We start from the raw sequence: 16,569 nt of genomic DNA, 5'->3' as shown, positions 1-16,569 counted from the left end.
AGAGCACCGACAGCATGGATGGCTCAGAGAGCGCCCAAGTAGTGCAGGCGTGCGGTGCTCGAAGGTCCTGCTAACCTTGGGTACGAGGTCTCCAAGGGAATGGCGCCTCCTGGGTCCAGAACGGCCACATCATCCTGCGTAACGCGGCCAATCCTGGCTATGGAGTAGAGCTCCTGGGCGGATCGAGATCGAATCTCCTCAGGTGGGAGCTGTGAGCATCGGCAGCTCGGCCGAAGTTCGCGAGGAGAACCGTGACCGCGACATGGAGGCGATCTGGTGCGACGAGTTCGATGGAGGGCATTGGTCGCTAAAGCCGGCGGGAACGTTGCGATGGATTTTGCAAGGCCGGCCGGCGAATTTCCCTCTGAAGATCGTCTTTGATCTGGGTGTAAGCCACGACGCGGCGGATGCCGAAAGGTCATATCGAGCACTACCACTCAACCGCCACAATTTAGCATTTTCAAGAAACCCAGCCACCGGCCTAAAGAGAAAAACATCTCGCAGATGCTGGCGAAGATCACACTGCCCAAAGTATCTTTTTTGCACAGTCGAGAGCTTCTGTGGCGGCTCTTTAATAGCCGCTCCTTGTAAAGGTGACTCTTCTATTGCGCCGCATACAAATTCAGGATTCGGTCTATCAATCTGAAGGATGGCTTCGACGACGTCCTGTCGACCCCTGATTGAAGCGAGTTGGACGAAGGCGTCTGATCGATCGGAGCGGGCGCTAGGATTTCATCTGCACTCGTTGACAAATTATAAATGCCTGTGCGAACGCCAGCTTGCTTGTGATCAGTTCGTCGCCGGCGTTACTTCATCATCGCTTCAATTTCTGCACGAAAAGCTTGGCGCGAGGCGTCTCGTGAATAGAACATGTGACCGCCCGGAAAGACGACAAGATTGACGCGCGGTGTAGAGGCAAATGGCGGCAATTGATCGAGCACGATCTGTGATCCGAAATACGGCGTGGCGAGGTCAAAAAAGCCGTGCGCGACCAGCAATTTCATCTTCCGGTCCGTTGCCAGGATCTGGCGCAACTCCAAAAGTGACTCCGGCGGGCTGGGGCCGAAGTTCCAAGCCTGACCGACCGTGCCGTTGACCAGCTCATAGGAGCCGTCCGGCCGCCAGTTAAGCTTGCGCGTAATGAGATCGACAGTGGCGCTGGTCAAAGGCGCCAACAGCGTATCGCTCGAGGGATCGCCGGAAAGGTGGAAATCGGACTCTGGATATGGATCAAGGCCACGCACCGAGGCGTCATAATTGCCGATTAACTTGCCGTTCTTACGGTCGAATTCACGGCGGAACTCGGCGAGGTTGAAGCGGCCCGCAAGCCTACGACTGACCGCTTGGTCGATGCCGGTAAGCGCTGCGGCCTTGTCGGCCAGACGCGCGGTCGCTTCCTTGTCCGCCTGGCCTTTAAGGAGATCGACCAGAAACTCCCCGCGTGCATAAGCTTCCACGTCGGCGAGATCGGTTCGGTTTACCGGACCTGCGGCTTCACGAAGGGTCGCGACATAGCTTGGCAGCCTTGCGACGTATTGCAGCAGGCTCGTGCGGGCAAACTGGCTGTAGTCGAACAGTGGCGACACCATGATCAGGCCGTTGATGCCTATCCCCTGCCGCATCTGCAACTGGTGGACAACCTTTGGCCCGCGAATGCCGCCATAGCTTTCACCCGCAATGTACTTCGGCGACAATAGCCGGTCATGCTTTTCGAGCCAGCGGCGGACCACCAGCGCTAGCGCGTTGACGTCGCCCTCAACGGAATAGAGCAGCTTGCGCGCATCCTCGCCGGTCCCCACGAACCGGCTATAGCCGGTGCCTACGGGGTCGAGAAACACCAGATCGGTAAAATCCAGCCAAGTTTCCGCGTTTGGCCTCACCGCCGGAAGCGTTGATGGCGTGACCTCGTCAGCATTGATCGGCAGCCGCCAGGGTCCAGCATTGCCGAGCTGCAACCAGGCCGATGATGAGCCCGGTCCACCGTTGAAGAAGAATGTTACCGGCCGCGTGCTGCGATCGGTGCCGTCAAGCTGATAGGAGGTATAGACGATGTCGGCCTGCGGCTCGCCCTTGCCGTCGAACAGGCGGATAGAGCCGGCGGTCGCGACGAAAGAAAGCGTCCGCCCAGGGAGCTCAAGCGTGTGCTTGGTGCTGGAGTCCGGCGGCAAGCGATGCTGCTCGGCTGCCGGCGGCATACTCGACGGTTGGCCGGCGCCACCCTTCTGGCCGACCGGCGTCATGACTTGGCAGGCGGCGGCGCATCTGCGGCCCGTGCGCTTCCCATTACCCCGCAGGCAAACAGGATCAGCGCAAGAGAGGTGCGGCACGGTGCGGCCAACTGCATCGAGTTTCTCCTGTCCCGGCGCGCGCTTTGATGCGCGAGGCGTGTCTGTCAAAAGGGCCTCAATCACTAGCTCATGCCGGGGAACAACAAACCTACTGGATTCAGTAGTAGTCACTATCGCCGGGTGCCCTATCACTCACGGCGTTAAACCCGCCAGTCCAAACCGTCAGCTTCAGCAAATGCTGCCTACGGAGGGCACAATATTATCGAGGGCCGCTTTTGCTGGCTCAAGGATTTCCATAGCGTTGCAACTCGCTACGACAAATTTGCGAGAAACTTCTTGGCATCCGTGTACCTCGCCGCCATTGTCACCTAGTGGACCAATTAAGTCTGAACCTAGTTAGTTCGGCTTTGCCAAGAACGAGTTGATCGCGTCAGCACCTTGTCACAGCGCTAGGATTGCCGTGCCCATGTCTGCATTCGCAGCAGCCGCGATCTTCCATGCGATCGCCGCGGTCATGCCCAAACTCTCGTACCACCAGGCGCCTCAGTCGGCGTATTTACCATCTGGGCAACCGTTTGCTCGCCGACCTGGGGCGTCTGCCAATCCAGCGCTAGGTCGTGCCAGACGTAGTCGGGGTCGAACGCGCCCAAAATATTGATCCTCCAGGATCGTGTTAGAACTGGAAAGTTCATTGCAACGCGCATGACATCTCCCCCAGTCATGCTCCACGAGATCAATCGGTTGCGCCACCTTCCCGAGTTCGCCCACACGCCAATTGAGATAAGCATCAACCGAACAATCGAAGCTGGGTGGGGAAGCTGCCCGAAATCCGGGTGGTGAGAAACGAACAATATTTCGGTCGCTTTGCGGGAGGAGATCGTCCCAGATCGCCTCGGTTTTAAGATTTCGTGAACGAGAACGATTGGCGTAGCCCCACGCTCTCGCGGATGCTTTCCTCGAAACTCGGCAGAAATCCAAATTGAAACTCAACCACCGCCTTTTGCTGGAACACCGAATGGTCCACGTTGCGCAGTTGCTTGTCGCGCGTAACCACCACTGTTGAGAATTCAACGATGTCGCTGGCGCGATCGATTTCGCGTCGCGCCCTCGTGAGGCTAGTTTGAAAGAACATAAGACCTTCCGGGCTTTCACCGCAGCGCTCTGTGCGGCCATCAGCGCTGCCGGTCATCGCCTCTGGCTGGATATGGACCGTCTATTCCGTTCGAGTATTTGCTTGCGAGCGCGGGCTATTCACCCAGCGCGCTTTCGCTGGACGGCTAAAACCGCGATTGTCAGCCATATTCTGCTGCCTGCATCATACCATCATCCAGGCGAGCTCGCGACTTCAACTGGTCAGTGTACTTGACAATGGCTGGCCCGGCGCCCGGTGCCGACGATTGAAATGGCTTTCCTGGCCATCGCCCGCAAGCGAGAAAACTGGCAATCAGCAGGCCGTCCGCCTCTATCTCCATTTGCGATGCGCCGTCAAAGCCTGCCAAGCGGGCTTTTATCTTTCACGCATCAGCAAGCCAACAACCTGTCGCAGCGTGAGATTCAAGCTATTAAATCGGTCCTCTGAACCCGACTGTGGCACAGCGGATGTCGATAGCAATGATTGTCTGCGGAATGCTCATTTGGCGCGACACTGCGTCAAGCCGACATTTTGTCTCGGATAACCAAGATCCAACCCCGGTTGCGTGCGTTTCTTTGATTGAGTCGCGTGTGCCGGGGGATCGCAGTCAGGCTGGCTCGCCTTCCTCAAACGTCGTCCCCTTGGCTTTCCCATGTTGTTGATGAGGTCCAGCTCGCCCATAAATTATTTATCTGGTATGCGATTGCGAATGCCCGGTAGCAGCGCGGGACTGACCACCATCACAGAGGAGACGATCGCAATGAACCCGCCATCGCTTTACACCGCTTCGGCCGCTAGAGATCGAAATCGCCATGTTCCGAGTCGCGAGCGGCTGGCCTAAGTCAGGTCGCGCCCAGCGCCCGAACAGGCAACAAAGCCGTCAAACGCTTGCATATCCCGCTGCCATCGACCGTGGGGACATGCGTTGTGCGTTACCAGCTCCTGCTTGAGCCGTCTGCGTGTCGGACATGGATTTAACTGCTCTCCGGTTTTCCTTTGTGTTCGCGCACCAATCACTCCTGTGGAGCGCAGGAATTGTGCAAGGCACACGATCGCAGCGCCGTGAAAACGCGAGGATCTGCCGCGATTTCTCGTCACAGGCGCGGTGTAGGGTGATATTGATTGATAAGAGTTGCATACATCGAACTGCTCGCCGCCTCCGCAGAAGAACGGGCGGGAGGTCGCAAGTCCTCGGATCAACTATGGGGCAGGAATGCGGAGCCAAGGAATGGCCGCTCGATGACGATCGCCATGCTTGAATACTCCAGGGACGAAGTGAACTACACTGTGATGACTTCAATTGATGATACGTTAAGTGAGATTAGATGGCTGCGGACCGAAATCTGGCGCTGCCGTCGATTACTTAAAACGGGCTTGCCTGGCGCGGAGCGCAAGGCCGTTGAGAAGCGTCTGCTTGAACAGCTTTCTGCCTTTGAACGGCTCTTGTCGACGGCGTTTCCTTTGACCTTGAGCTCTAAAGTGTATTCGGCCAAGAGCACCACGATCGGGCAAAGCGACTCCCCTGAGGCGCCCATCGAGAACGCCGCAATGGCATCAAGCGGTTCCTTCGGGAAGTCGATCGGCGGCTAACAAAAGAGGTTTCCTAGCTCAATTTGTACTGTATCTTGAGCCCGGCAGTCGAGACCAAGCTAATCCCAAGCTGAGAACACTTAGGAAGACCGTGATGGAACAAACCTCCAACGCAAACATTCCGGCAATCTTTTGCCAGTCATAGCCGATTTAGCCACCTGCCCAAAAATACTTGCTCGCCGACCACAACGCCATAGATTGGAGGGCGGTACGGATTCCTGCAGATGCCCGGCCATAACCACCACAGTTGACGCAGATTGTCGTTCGGACCAGTTACAGCGAACCGATGGCAACCTCACGACGGCCTCAAAGTCGCCGAATGGCTGCAGCGCTGAATAAAGCGCAACTGCTGTAGTACGAAATCGAAGTTCAGGGCGCATTACGACCTTGTAACACGCGTGGGCGCACTATCGATCGCTGAACGAGGCCAATCGATTCACGGAGCTAAGTCCCCCAGATGGACTACGGCTCGGCGGGCTGATGCCTCCAGCCCGATCGCCTTTCGGCCACCAAGCTGGCCAAAATCCGGCGCCCGTCGGTCTGAACACCTCACTGTCGCTCGATTTCTGCAACTGCCGCTCGGACGCCTCACTCTCGATGAAGGACGACCGGAAGCCTGTTGAGTCGTCGTCTCGGTCCGCCGTTGCGCTCCGCCGCGGTTGGCATCATGCGGCGGCATTCGCCGCGCAAGTTTTTGAAATTGTCCCTAAGACAAAATATGGCCACGTCCATATCGCTACGCCTTGTAAAGCGGTCACAGAAGCGGATCACGTCTGGTCTGCACGACATCAAGACTTCCTCGGCCCGCCGATCTCGCGCGCGGGCGTGGTCTGTGCACCACGTCGCTGCGATCGCGATTGCCGCGAGGGCGGCTGCACAGCGATACGCATTGCTAGTCCAGCCCATTCGTCGGTCTTGATTCATCAAACCTCTCTTAAGCCGCATATCCTTCACTATTGCTATTTGCCCCGCGAGGGTGATCTGTTTACCGGATTGGGCCGCCTCAGCAGCCACTGTCTCGCTGTTGAACGCAAAGATTACGGCCCCCGTATCATCGTCGCGCCACGCGCAACACGTTGATTGCGAAGACCGAGATACAACAGACATCGGCCGATTAGCGCCTGTGTGGCGATGCTGACTAGGCTGACTCCCAATATCGCGTTCTGTTTCGCAATGCCTACAACCTGACGTTACGGTCGATTCAAGCGCTTTGAGCGTCCGGTAAGTCAGGAATACGTTCTAAGACGGACATACCCACATTGGGAGCAGTAGGACGAACTCTGACAACTGCACGCCTGACCGGCTGCCCCGGGTACGAACGTCCCCGACGTTGGTCGATGACGCTTAGCCTAGTGTTGGGGTTGAAGGCGCAAAGGGCACGCATTGATAAGATCAGCGACAGAGTCAAAGAGTTTTCGGTACGATGGGTTTCCGAGAAGCACAAAGGTTGGACCGACAGGCCAGGACACCGCGACCGGATGGCGATTGTCGCAACTGTCACCTTACAGTCGATTCCACAGCTTCAAGCCGCCTGCTGCTATTCACGGTGGGCAATTGCTTGAAACCCGCTCGGCGGCTTCGACCTTGAACCCGCTGGCACGCCGCTTGCTGCTAACATCGACAGCGCGTCGGCCCGGATGCAGCCTAGCCGGAACCCGGAGACATCATTCGTCGATGACTGCCGCAGGTCTTTCTGCGGACGCACGCGGCGGGCGCGCTACATTCGCGATTCAATGATCTAAGACAAAAGCGAGACTACACATGAGGACATCAACGGGACGCGGGCTTTCCATGGCCGGCACGTTAAGTGTTTTGGCCGCAACCATTTCAATTTCGCCAGCAGCAGGCGCCAACGAGGATTTGATGAGCGCCGCCAAGCGGATTTTCAAGCCGATTCCCTCAGTCGTTCCAGCGGTGAAGGACAATCCTATCACCCATGAAAAGGTCACACTTGGCAAATCCTTGTTTTTCGATCCAAGGCTATCGGCGAGCGAGGTTATTAGCTGCAACACGTGTCATAACCTTGGGACGGGCGGGGTAGATGCCGGCCCGACGTCGATTGGTCATCGCTGGCAGCTGGGTTCGCGTCGTGCGCCAACGGTCTATAACGCGGTCTTCAACGTGGCGCAGTTCTGGGATGGACGCGCGGCGGATCTCAAGGCGCAGGCCGCAGGCCCTGTCCAGGCGAGCGTCGAAATGAATGCGACGCCCGATCACGTGCTCAGCACATTGAATTCAATGACCGATTATGTCGTTATGTTCAGTAAGGCCTTTCCCAATGATGCCGCGCCCGTTACGTTTGAAAATTTCACCAAGGCCATCGAGGCTTTCGAAGCGACATTGATTACTCCCGCCGCCCCCTTCGATCAGTACCTCGAGGGCGATGGACATGCTCTCAGTGATCAGCAGAAAGCCGGGCTAAAGCTATTCATGGAAAAGGGATGCTCCTCTTGCCACAACGGAATCAATGTCGGTGGACAGGATTACTTCCCGTTCGGCGTCGTTGAAAAGCCAGCCGAAAGCCTGCTTCCGAGGGAGGACAAGGGTCGTTTTGCCGTCACCAAGAATCTTAGTGATGAGTATGTTTTCCGCTCGGCGCCATTGCGCAATGTCGCATTGCGCCCCCCCTACTTCCATACTGGTCAGGTCTGGAGTCTTAAGCAAGCGGTTGGCATGATGAGTGAAGTTCAGCTTGGCGCAAAGCTCAGCGATGAAGAAATTGACAAGATTGTCGCCTTTCTGAATTCGCTCACCGGGCAGATGCCAAAGATCGATTACCCGATACTGCCCACGCGCACCAGTGCAACCCCAAAGCCCTCCTTAGACAAATAGACCTTCGCGATAGCGATACGCCACGTCGTGACTAGCGAGAAAGATAGCCTGCCGCAACGAAATCGGGCGATGCCGCGGTCCATGCTGGAGCATTGGATGGCATGGACTTGTGCATCATTGACGAGTTTTACGGCCGCATATTCGCCAAAGCACAATCTCCAAGGCGAAAGGCGATGGTATCATCCTCGGATTCCATCTCGCAGCTCATGCATGTGCTGTAGGTGACGCGAGCGTCCAAATCCCTACAATGAGATGCGGCGATTTACGACGCCGGTAACTTGGGACGCGCCTAGTCGTCGGGCGCGTCCCCTAGCCGCAACGCAATACGCGCTGGTGGAGACCGATACAAAGCCTCTGCTTGCCATTAGCCGCACAGATATTCCTTGAAACGGCACGCGGATTGCTGCGGAAGGATCAACCAGTTGCCGCGAAGGAAGCTGTCGCGGCGGAGCCGGAGTTTCAATGAGGCTTATCCGATTTATCCTGATCGATCTGGCTTTGATGCTGCTCGCACCCGAGAATGCAGAGGCCATGACTATGGCGACAAGCGCAAACTTCAAATCGGCTTCCAAAGCTGCGGGATCCTTGATGCGGATTTCCGGCCCCGAGCCAGTATTCAGCTCTGGTGTGAGCCGACATCTTTACCGCAACACCTCTCAAGCCACGCCATTTGAACATTCAGCAGAACCCCTCGGCCCGGCCAAGCAGGCTGAGAACCTCGCGCTGCTGAAAAGGCGCTTTGCGTCTCATTGGCAGGCGCACCGGGCAGCGTTTGATTGCCACGATCCTCGCGGCGCGAAGATGCTCAACAAGCCTCCGGTCTTAACACCGATCTGCAGTTCGCCGTCCCACCCTATGCCCTCACGCGAGCAGAGACGCCGTGCTGGAGCGGAACGGACTGAATTGTCGGAGACATGGCCATCATCTCCATTGCAGCGATTGTGCTCGTGACTTGGATGGGAAGATACAGCACAGGCGCAGGTTCATGAGAGAAGCAAAACCGGGCTATATTGAGGTTGCCTTCAACGGCTCTCTCGCAAGCATTCCGCTAGATGCGCAATTCAGCCTACCAGCCAAAGGCGTCACAGCGATTTTTGGTCCGCCCGGGTGCGGCAAGACGACACTCGCGCGCTGCATCGCTGGCGTGCAGCGTCTGCCAAACGGATTCTGTGCGATCGATGGAGAGATTTGGCAGGATGAGACCACGTTTCGACCGTCTCATTTGCGTCGCGTCGCATATGTATTCCAGCTACCAGTTCTTTTTTCTCATCTGTCTGTACGGCGTAGCCTTCTATACAACGCGTCAAAATCGAAACCGACACTGATCGATTTTGATGGTGTGGTCGAATTGCTCGCCTTGGCGCCACTGCTCGAGCGTTCGCCATCACATCTTTCCGGGGCCGAGCGACAGCGACTTGCCCTTGGCAGCGCGCTGTTAGGCCAGCCTCGGCTACTTTTGCTGGACGATCCACTCATTGTGCGCGACCGCTCCGCTAAATGCGAGATCCTGCCATTTCTCGAGCGCATGCGGGAAAAGCTACCATTGCCGATGATCTACATCAGCCATGACATCGCTGATATCGAGCGTTTTGCCGATCATCTCGTTATGATGAAAGACGGCGTCGTGACTGCGGCAGGGCCGCTCAATCTCGTTCAGAGCGATCCGGCGCTTGCCAGGCGCGGCGAAGCGGCAGTCTGTCTTGATACAGTGGTCGGCGGCTATGACGGACGCTACGGGCTGATCATTCTCCGCCTCAAGGCTGCGCGCCTTCTGATACCTGGAGCGCCGCTTAGACCTGGCGTGCAGGTGCGGCTGCGCATCGCAGCCGGCGACGTCAGCATTGCCTGCCAGCCCGCGCGGGCAAGCTCTATCCTCAATGTATTTCCGGCACGCATCAAAGCCTCTCTGCCGTTCGACGAGGCTGAGGTCACCTTGGTTCTGGCTCTTGAAACTGGCCGTTCTGGCGTGCTGCTTTTGGCGCGCATCACGCGCCGCTCCTTTGATGCGCTACGGCTCAGCATTGGAGCGGACGTATTCGCGGAGGTCGCGCGCGCCCTTCCGCTCGCGACTGCCGAGCGGTTGCTTGCAACGCCTGCCACATCCGCATGAGAACGTTCGACAGCTATGCCCCGATACGAGAAGCACATCAACAGGATCCCGGCCGTGATCGATAATCTGGATGAGAGAGATCAGAATAGTGTGGGGGCAATTCTCTACCGTCCATAAGACGATATCGATAGGCTACTGGCCGATTTCGCTCAGGATATCGTGCAGCAAGGCGTACGCATCGGCGGCATTATGCAACGACACTCGAGGCGCGCAAATGGCACCCACGTCATGCTCGCAATCGACGTTGCGACGGGACAAGAGATCTCGATTTCCCAGCCACTCGGCAGCGGAGCTATGTCCTGTAATCTCGATACAAATGGGCTTGCTGAGGCCGCAGTTGTCGTTTCCCAGGCACTTCGCAACAAGACCGATCTCCTCGTGATCAGCAAATTCGCCAAACAAGAGGCAGCTGGCCGCGGCCTGCGCCTCGAATTAGTTGACGCGATCACCCGAGGCGTACCAGTCCTGACAGCCGTTCCAAACAACTGCCTTGCCGACTGGCGAACCTTCACCGCGGGCGTTGGCACGCTGCTGCCTTGTGATCGTCAATTCTTGGAGCAGTGGTGGTGCGATATCTCAACGCGCGTGGCGCGCAGCGGGGCCTTCAGCCCCAGCTGCGGTTATTTGGGGACGACGATACCGGACCGCTTAATAACGACAGTGAGACTGTCGAGCACGTGGAGTGTTTCCAATGCTCCACCCACATAGTCCTGCTATTGGCGCTTGCCACCTTCATAAATTCATCTTTATAGGCTGTCAGCAAATCAACATTGCAAGGCAGGTCTTTCAGAGTGACGCCTTTCGGCCGGAGGAACTCGCTGAACATCCGAAGAGCCGTCACGTAGTCCTCAATGGTCTCGGACTTGCGGCTCGCGCCAGCCAGTGCCGTCTTGAACTCTTCAATCAGCTCCAGGTCTGCCTCGGAAGGGCGACTGCGCTTTGCAAAGTCGATGCGAAGCTCCGAATAGACCTCATCCGATTCCGGGCCGCCGGACCACTTTTCACGGTGGCTTCCTCCAAAGACTTTGCTTAGTCCTGATTTGACCCGGGAGAACAGACCGCGGAGCTTGTTGTCTTTCGTCCGGGCCGTAGGTTGTGCTTCCGACGGCGCTGCGTAGCGCATGCTGCTGAATGGCCTGCCCGTAAGTCGGAGCGGTAATCATTTGCAGACTAGCCAAAATGAGGGCGCGAAACATCGACACTGTAGCGCGTGCTACTGAACGAGTCGTTCCGCACATTCAATCGAGGAGGCATCCGCATCGATCCACCAACGTCGGCACGCTGGATATTTTCGTGCGACCGGGCACATCCGCTACAAACCGGGTCGCGCCTGCACAGCCACGTGCTCCAATGCACCCAAGATCTTGAGACGTTGAGGTATCTCCTTGTGATCATGAAGCTTCAGAGCGATCGCCGCATGTATGATCCAGGCTGTACAACCTGACGCTACGTAAGCTTCAAGCCCCCATCGCCGCCGCGGCGAGCCTGGTTAGCTTTCATACGCGTTTCAGGATGCGGCAAATCCTCGCAGCTTTGTGATCTACCGCCACTTCAAGCGCCTCAATGCGCGAGACGCCGTCCCCCATGATCACTAAACACCGTATTTGGCAGCGGCGACGATTTGGGGCCTACTCAGCTCAATCTGATCGTCGCAGAGATACATCCGCTCTCGTTTGCGCCAGATTTCGCAAAACCACGCGGCTTCGTGAGGTTCAGTACTCCCGTTAAAGCCCGGCAGGCCGAGAGCCGTGACTCATTTGACACATCGATGTCTCGATGAAACATTTTGCTCTGAGGGACGCAGAACGGGCTTTGACCAGACGCTTGCAGCCGAACACCTCGGGCGGTCGCGCAAAGGTCGAGTGTTCTCATAAGGTTTTGTATGTGCTCCAGACGACCCTCAACTTAGTGTCGATCGAGGCCCCTAGCGCGCGAGCATGCCTGTACCCAAGCCGCTGGGCTGGTTTCGTTGCGACAATTCCAATCCTGAGAACGGATGGCATATCGTTTGCTTCACCAGTGAGGTCGCGATCTACAAAATGAAAATTGTGAGGACAGCATGCTCGGAATTGGCAGTCGGTTGCCGCCATTCGAAATCACAGGCGTGAAGCCCGGCTTTCAAGCGCAGGAAGAAGAAGGACAGAGTGCATTCGAGACGCTGACCGAAACGAGCTTTCCAGAAAAGTGGAAGATCATCTTCTTCTATCCCAAGGATTTTACCTTCGTCTGCCCGACAGAGATCGCTGAGTTTGCCCGGCTTTCCAAGGAATTCGCCGACCGCGACGCGGTTGTACTGGGTGGTTCGACTGACAACGAGTTCTGCAAGCTCGCCTGGCGGCGCTCACATGTCGACCTGCACAATCTACCAATCTGGCAGTTTGCCGACACAAAGGGAACGCTCGTCGATGGCCTTGGCGTGCGTTCACCCGAAGGGGTTGCCTATCGTTACACCTTTATTGTTGACCCCGAAAACACGATCCAGCACGTCTATGCGACCAATCTCAATGTCGGGCGCAGTCCCAAGGACACGCTGCGCGTTCTGGACGCGCTTCAAACCGACGAGCTCTGTCCCTGCAACCGCGAAATCGGCGGCGAAACCCTGAAGTTTGCTTGAGGCAGCATGTCGTCGATCGAACAATTGAGCCACAGGATTCCCGATTTCGCGAAGGATGTCAGGCTTAACCTGACCTCCTTGGTGGCCGATGAGACGCTCTCGCCGCAACGAAAATACGGGCTGCTGCTGGCGAGCGCGATTGCCACCCGCAATGCAGCCCTGATTGCCGCGATGGAATCGGCTGCGTCCGCCGTGATGACATCTGTGGCGATCTCCGCAGCGAAAGCCGCAGCCTGCGTGATGGCAATGAACAACGTCTACTACCGCTTCGCTCACCTCGTTTCCAGCCCGGAATACAAGATGATTCCGCCACGGCTGCGTATGAACGTGATCGCCAATCCCGGCGTGGACAAGTCCGATTTCGAGCTGTGGTCGCTTGCGGTCTCCGCTATAAACGGCTGCGGTGCCTGCATCGATGCCCATGAGAAGACGCTCCGAGCGGCGGGCGTCAGTTCCGAAGCGATCCAGACCGCCGTGCGCTTTGCCGCGATCATGCAGTCAGTGGCGATCGCAATCGAGGCCGCTGGGCCCAACCCCTCTCAGGCGACGGACTGATCCTTCCTCTGTCATCCGATCGACGGGGTTGTGGCGCCGCAACCAGTCCTTCGCGGCTCCCGAACGAGCGTGACATCCGCAAGTCATGTCTTGCGCAGCGTCCCCATGAAGTATTCCAGGCGCCGAGCAAGTGACGAGGAATGCGCCACAGATACGGTAAGATCCTGTCGCCTAACGTCGGTCGCACCACGGCCCTTCGTTCCACCATCACCCAAACTTGAACAGCACTCCATATCCGCCGCGCGGATGGCTCCATTGAATGTCGCCGGTGGGCTCGGCGATCACGCGGCAGGTACCGCACTCGATGCAGCCGTCAACTGTTACCTCGACCTGGCCGTCGTCGTTGAGCTCGTAGCATCGCGCGGGGCAGGCTTTCAAAAGTGCAAGTAGCTGCGGAGATGGCCTCGTGTGCGCACGGACCTTGACGTGAGGGTGACCGACGTCGACAACATAGCGGTTGTAATACAGCTTGTCTTCGACGCGCACTGGGGGTTCGACATTCATGCTTTGGCCTTCCATTGTTGGAATTCACACTGTTGCGGTCAGCGCCAGGCTCGGGCAAAACGACAAGCATCGCCTAACAGACCTGTCCATGACCGCGCCTTCACAAAGGATTTCAGGGTCGCCTTCTCCTTCTCAGCCTTAGGCGTACCATCGACGCGCACAAAGTTTTGCATCGCCTTGGAGATGAGCTGCGGATAGGTGAGAAAGAAGTTTTGTGAGTGGGTATGCATCAGGGGCGGAAAATCCTTGTACTTCTTTAGATCTTTGATGACGAAGGAATCGTCCAGCATCTTCTTGTAGATCGACAGATTTGTTGCACTCATCGGCTCGCCGCGCGATTTCACCAGACCTATCGCTTCGGCGGCGATGCGGCCGGAAGTCATCGCGAGATTGGAGCCCTCACGATGAATGGCATTGTTGAGTTGCGCCGCATCGCCCACTACGACCCAGCCTTCCCCATAAAGCTGCGGGATCGACTTGTAACCGCCTTCAGGAATGAGATGCGCCGAATATTCCTTAACTTCGGACCCCGCTATCAGCGGCGCCAGGGAGGGATGTCTCTTGAATTGGTCTAGCAGGCCGTAGGGCGTCTGGCCCGTGCGCTGGAAGTCGGCGACGAGACAACCGATGCCGAGCGAAATGCACTCTTTATTGGCGTAGATGAAACCCATTCCGGTCATGCCGCGGGAAATGGTACCGGCCGCCTCGATCACGACGCCTTCATCGCCCTTGAGATTGAAGCGCGCCTCGATAGTCTCGCGAGACAAGAAGTGCATTTCCTTCACCGCGAGCGCAACGTTATCGGGTGTCGGGCGCGCGCGCAGGCCCGCGCGCGTCCCGAGCAGGCCATTGACCCCTTCGGCCAGCACGACGACGTCGGCATGTATTTCTCCGTCTCGGCGATCTGTACGAACACCGACGATCCTTTCACGGTCGTCCCGTGCGAGCTCGGTGACTGTCGTCTCGCACAGCACGGTCGCGCCAGCCTCCCGCACCTTGGAAGAGAACCATTTGTCAAACTGCGCGCGTATAATCGTGTAGCGGTTCGGCCGTTCCTCGTTGAAGTCGTCCGAGCGGTAATGCATGCCGACATGGGAGCGATCGTCCATCATCCAGAACCGCTGCTCGATCAAGTGACGTTCAAGCGGCGCCTCCTCTCGAAACTCGGGGATCAGCTTTTCCATCATGTCGGCATAGAGGATGGCGCCCTGCACATTCTTCGATCCGGGATATTCGCCCCGCTCGAGCTGCAGCACCTTCATGCCGCGTTTGGCCATGGTCAATGCCGCCGCGTTGCCGGCCATACCGGCTCCGACCACGATCGCATCGAATCTCTCTTCAATCATCATCACCTCCTCTAGACCGCGATCCGGGCGCGCGAATTCGGCAAAAGCCGGGCGCGAAATGCGGTCGTCAGCGCCGGTAGCAATTGCATGGCGTCACTGACGATCGCGAGATGGGCGAAGTCGAAGATCGGAGCGTTCTTGTCAGTATTGACGGCGACGATCAGATCCGCGCCCTCCACGCCAACCCGGTGTTGGATCGCCCCGGAAATGCCGGCGGCAATATAGAGCTTTGGCCGGATGGTTTTGCCCGTCTGGCCGATTTGCCGGTCAGACGTAACCCACCCTTTTTGCACCAGAGGACGCGAGCAACCATATTCAGCGCCAAGCAGAGTTGCGAGCTCGCGCACCAACCGAAAGTTCTCAGGCGATCCCAGTCCCAGGCCGCCCGCAACCACGACATCGGCATAGGCCAGATTGGACGTTTCTGCATCGCGGTCGGGTAGGAACGACAAAACTTTTGTGACAATATCGTCTTCGACAAGGCCGAGCGGATGGACGATGATACGAGCGGCATCGCGTACGACGCGCTCAGGCATCGGCATGACCCGCGGGCGGACGGTTGCCATCTGCGGACGATAATTCAAGGTATAGATCGTGCAGAGCAGCGTGCCGCCAAAGGTCGGACGCGTCGCCGCAAGCGAACCATCGGCGTCGACGTCCAGCGCGGTGCAGTCGGCAGTGAGCCCCGTCGACAGGGTCGTCGCCACGGAACCTGCGAGATCGCGACCGAGCGTCGTCGCCCCCAACAGCAGGATCTCGGGCTTGTAGGTGTTGACGAGGTCGGTTAGCGCTTTGGTATAGGATTCGTTGCGGTAATCCGACAAAACATTGTCGCTCACGAGATAGGCCAGATCGGCGCCATAGCAAAAGGCTTCAAGCGCGGCGTTACGTGTCTGCGGCCCCTCCGGACCGATAACGACAGCGGCAAGATTCACCTTTAGCCTGTCGGCAAGCCTGCGCCCCGCACCCATGAGCTCCCAGGAAACCGGATGCACCCGGCCGCGCTCCAGCTCGACAAAGACCCAGACGTGCTTGTACGCCTTAAAGTGCTCCGGCAGTTCTTTTTTGGCTGCTGCGCGGCCGGCCGCCGCCGGCATGGCCGTTCTGGTGACATTGCCCATACTCTAAATTCCCCTCAAAGATAGGCGCGCCCGCGCCACAGGTTCGCTTTTTAGCTTCGTTAACTGAAGATCACCTTTGGTCAGCAGTGGCCGGCTGCTCTGCCCCGTCTGCTTGGTCCGACCGGCCGCACAACGCGTCGTCGCGATAGACGTACCGGTCCGGCCGGACTTGGAGAGGTCTTCCACACTGAAGCCTTCCGCGCCGGGTTCGACGAGCGCCACCGCGGCGGCCAGGGCGCCGCGGTGAACCGGTCGCTTCCATGCCTGAGTTGGCGAGTCCGTTCGCTGCGCAATACCTGCGCCTCAATTTCGGCCCAGCGGCTCCACATTGACGGTGACGACGAGGGCGATCCCGGCAACGCACCTGTCACGCAATCCATGCCGAGCCTCCAGCGCCGACAACCCGTATGGGCCGACGTTGGCCCTCTTGCTGACGCGTGTTCCTATCCGCCATGAGATGGATACAAATCTGAGCGG

14 protein-coding genes and 1 pseudogene are annotated in these 16,569 nt (G+C 57.7%); 9 read left to right on the top strand and 6 right to left on the bottom strand.

Translation table 11 applies throughout. The annotated features are described in order from the left end of the window. Positions 1 to 806: 806 nt before the first annotated feature. On the bottom strand, positions 807 to 2,396 hold the full coding sequence (locus XI08_RS08830; RefSeq protein ID WP_442869783.1) for a S10 family peptidase: 1,590 nt from the start codon (positions 2,394 to 2,396) through the stop codon (positions 807 to 809). A gap of 114 nt (positions 2,397 to 2,510) precedes the next feature. Here XI08_RS08830 and XI08_RS08825 point away from each other — a divergent pair. Then, positions 2,511 to 2,660, top strand: a pseudogene (locus XI08_RS08825) (hypothetical protein); the annotation flags it as partial. Positions 2,661 to 3,186: 526 nt separating this feature from the next. On the opposite strand, the gene XI08_RS08820 reads toward XI08_RS08825, so the two are convergent. Then, the gene (locus tag XI08_RS08820; protein ID WP_161533258.1) at positions 3,187 to 3,477 is read right to left on the bottom strand and encodes a hypothetical protein; all 291 of its coding nucleotides are present in this window, start codon (positions 3,475 to 3,477) and stop codon (positions 3,187 to 3,189) included. Between the two features lie 213 nt (positions 3,478 to 3,690). Between XI08_RS08820 and XI08_RS08815 the strand changes: the two genes are divergently transcribed. The 6 genes from XI08_RS08815 (at position 3,691) to XI08_RS08790 (ending at position 10,660) form a co-directional block, all read left to right on the top strand. Further along, positions 3,691 to 3,867: a hypothetical protein gene (locus XI08_RS08815; protein ID WP_271574122.1), complete on the top strand. Its 177-nt coding sequence runs from the start codon at positions 3,691 to 3,693 to the stop codon at positions 3,865 to 3,867. 792 nt (positions 3,868 to 4,659) lie between these two features. Continuing rightward, positions 4,660 to 5,010 (top strand): hypothetical protein, encoded by a 351-nt coding sequence (locus XI08_RS08810; protein ID WP_271574121.1) that lies wholly within the window; start codon positions 4,660 to 4,662, stop codon positions 5,008 to 5,010. Positions 5,011 to 6,771: 1,761 nt separating this feature from the next. Continuing rightward, positions 6,772 to 7,842: a cytochrome-c peroxidase gene (locus XI08_RS08805; protein WP_271574120.1), complete on the top strand. Its 1,071-nt coding sequence runs from the start codon at positions 6,772 to 6,774 to the stop codon at positions 7,840 to 7,842. A 462-nt stretch (positions 7,843 to 8,304) separates the two neighbouring features. After that, positions 8,305 to 8,793: a hypothetical protein gene (locus tag XI08_RS08800; protein ID WP_143279336.1), complete on the top strand. Its 489-nt coding sequence runs from the start codon at positions 8,305 to 8,307 to the stop codon at positions 8,791 to 8,793. Positions 8,794 to 8,827: 34 nt separating this feature from the next. Continuing rightward, complete coding sequence (modC, locus tag XI08_RS08795; protein ID WP_271574119.1) at positions 8,828 to 9,952, top strand: molybdenum ABC transporter ATP-binding protein; 1,125 nt, start codon at positions 8,828 to 8,830, stop codon at positions 9,950 to 9,952. A gap of 123 nt (positions 9,953 to 10,075) precedes the next feature. Continuing rightward, the gene (locus XI08_RS08790) at positions 10,076 to 10,660 is read left to right on the top strand and encodes a DUF2478 domain-containing protein (protein ID WP_333927153.1); all 585 of its coding nucleotides are present in this window, start codon (positions 10,076 to 10,078) and stop codon (positions 10,658 to 10,660) included. Here XI08_RS08790 and XI08_RS08785 read toward each other — a convergent pair. Then, positions 10,557 to 11,075: a hypothetical protein gene (locus tag XI08_RS08785; RefSeq protein ID WP_271574118.1), complete on the bottom strand. Its 519-nt coding sequence runs from the start codon at positions 11,073 to 11,075 to the stop codon at positions 10,557 to 10,559. The genes XI08_RS08790 and XI08_RS08785 overlap by 104 nt on opposite strands. Positions 11,076 to 12,011: 936 nt before the next feature. Here XI08_RS08785 and XI08_RS08780 point away from each other — a divergent pair. Both XI08_RS08780 and XI08_RS08775 read left to right on the top strand, forming a co-directional pair. Beyond that, entirely contained in the window at positions 12,012 to 12,566 is a 555-nt protein-coding gene (locus XI08_RS08780) for a peroxiredoxin (protein ID WP_271574117.1), read from the top strand. A gap of 6 nt (positions 12,567 to 12,572) precedes the next feature. After that, positions 12,573 to 13,121 (top strand): carboxymuconolactone decarboxylase family protein, encoded by a 549-nt coding sequence (locus XI08_RS08775; RefSeq protein WP_271566383.1) that lies wholly within the window; start codon positions 12,573 to 12,575, stop codon positions 13,119 to 13,121. A gap of 207 nt (positions 13,122 to 13,328) precedes the next feature. On the opposite strand, the gene XI08_RS08770 is transcribed toward XI08_RS08775, so the two are convergent. The 3 genes from XI08_RS08770 to XI08_RS08760 are packed head-to-tail and all read right to left on the bottom strand — an operon-like array spanning position 13,329 to position 16,092. Next, positions 13,329 to 13,625: a ferredoxin family protein gene (locus XI08_RS08770; protein ID WP_161533252.1), complete on the bottom strand. Its 297-nt coding sequence runs from the start codon at positions 13,623 to 13,625 to the stop codon at positions 13,329 to 13,331. A gap of 38 nt (positions 13,626 to 13,663) precedes the next feature. Beyond that, a complete protein-coding gene (locus tag XI08_RS08765; protein WP_271574116.1) occupies positions 13,664 to 14,971 on the bottom strand; it encodes an FAD-dependent oxidoreductase in 1,308 nt (435 codons plus the stop codon). An 11-nt stretch (positions 14,972 to 14,982) separates the two neighbouring features. Then, positions 14,983 to 16,092, bottom strand: a complete 1,110-nt coding sequence (locus XI08_RS08760; protein ID WP_271574115.1) for an electron transfer flavoprotein subunit alpha/FixB family protein — start codon at positions 16,090 to 16,092, stop codon at positions 14,983 to 14,985. Positions 16,093 to 16,569 lie beyond the last annotated feature (477 nt).

Source organism: Bradyrhizobium sp. CCBAU 11361 (assembly GCF_028128935.1).
Classification (GTDB): Bacteria; Pseudomonadota; Alphaproteobacteria; order Rhizobiales; family Xanthobacteraceae; genus Bradyrhizobium; species Bradyrhizobium niftali.
Note: the sequence above shows the minus strand (reverse complement) of the source record. Positions and strands in the feature narration are given on the sequence as shown.

Excerpts from the sequence above, each read along its gene's own strand:
- XI08_RS08770 (WP_161533252.1), bottom strand. The coding sequence starts at position 13,625 with ATGAATGTCGAACCCCCAGTGCGCGTCGAAGACAAGCTGTATTACAAC.
- XI08_RS08785 (WP_271574118.1), bottom strand. The coding sequence starts at position 11,075 with ATGCGCTACGCAGCGCCGTCGGAAGCACAACCTACGGCCCGGACGAAA.
- XI08_RS08765 (WP_271574116.1), bottom strand. The coding sequence starts at position 14,971 with ATGATTGAAGAGAGATTCGATGCGATCGTGGTCGGAGCCGGTATGGCC.
- XI08_RS08775 (WP_271566383.1), top strand. The coding sequence starts at position 12,573 with ATGTCGTCGATCGAACAATTGAGCCACAGGATTCCCGATTTCGCGAAG.
- XI08_RS08780 (WP_271574117.1), top strand. The coding sequence starts at position 12,012 with ATGCTCGGAATTGGCAGTCGGTTGCCGCCATTCGAAATCACAGGCGTG.
- XI08_RS08805 (WP_271574120.1), top strand. The coding sequence starts at position 6,772 with ATGAGGACATCAACGGGACGCGGGCTTTCCATGGCCGGCACGTTAAGT.
- modC (WP_271574119.1), top strand. The coding sequence starts at position 8,828 with ATGAGAGAAGCAAAACCGGGCTATATTGAGGTTGCCTTCAACGGCTCT.
- XI08_RS08810 (WP_271574121.1), top strand. The coding sequence starts at position 4,660 with ATGACGATCGCCATGCTTGAATACTCCAGGGACGAAGTGAACTACACT.
- XI08_RS08820 (WP_161533258.1), bottom strand. The coding sequence starts at position 3,477 with ATGACCGGCAGCGCTGATGGCCGCACAGAGCGCTGCGGTGAAAGCCCG.
- XI08_RS08760 (WP_271574115.1), bottom strand. The coding sequence starts at position 16,092 with ATGGGCAATGTCACCAGAACGGCCATGCCGGCGGCGGCCGGCCGCGCA.
- XI08_RS08815 (WP_271574122.1), top strand. The coding sequence starts at position 3,691 with ATGGCTTTCCTGGCCATCGCCCGCAAGCGAGAAAACTGGCAATCAGCA.
- XI08_RS08800 (WP_143279336.1), top strand. The coding sequence starts at position 8,305 with ATGAGGCTTATCCGATTTATCCTGATCGATCTGGCTTTGATGCTGCTC.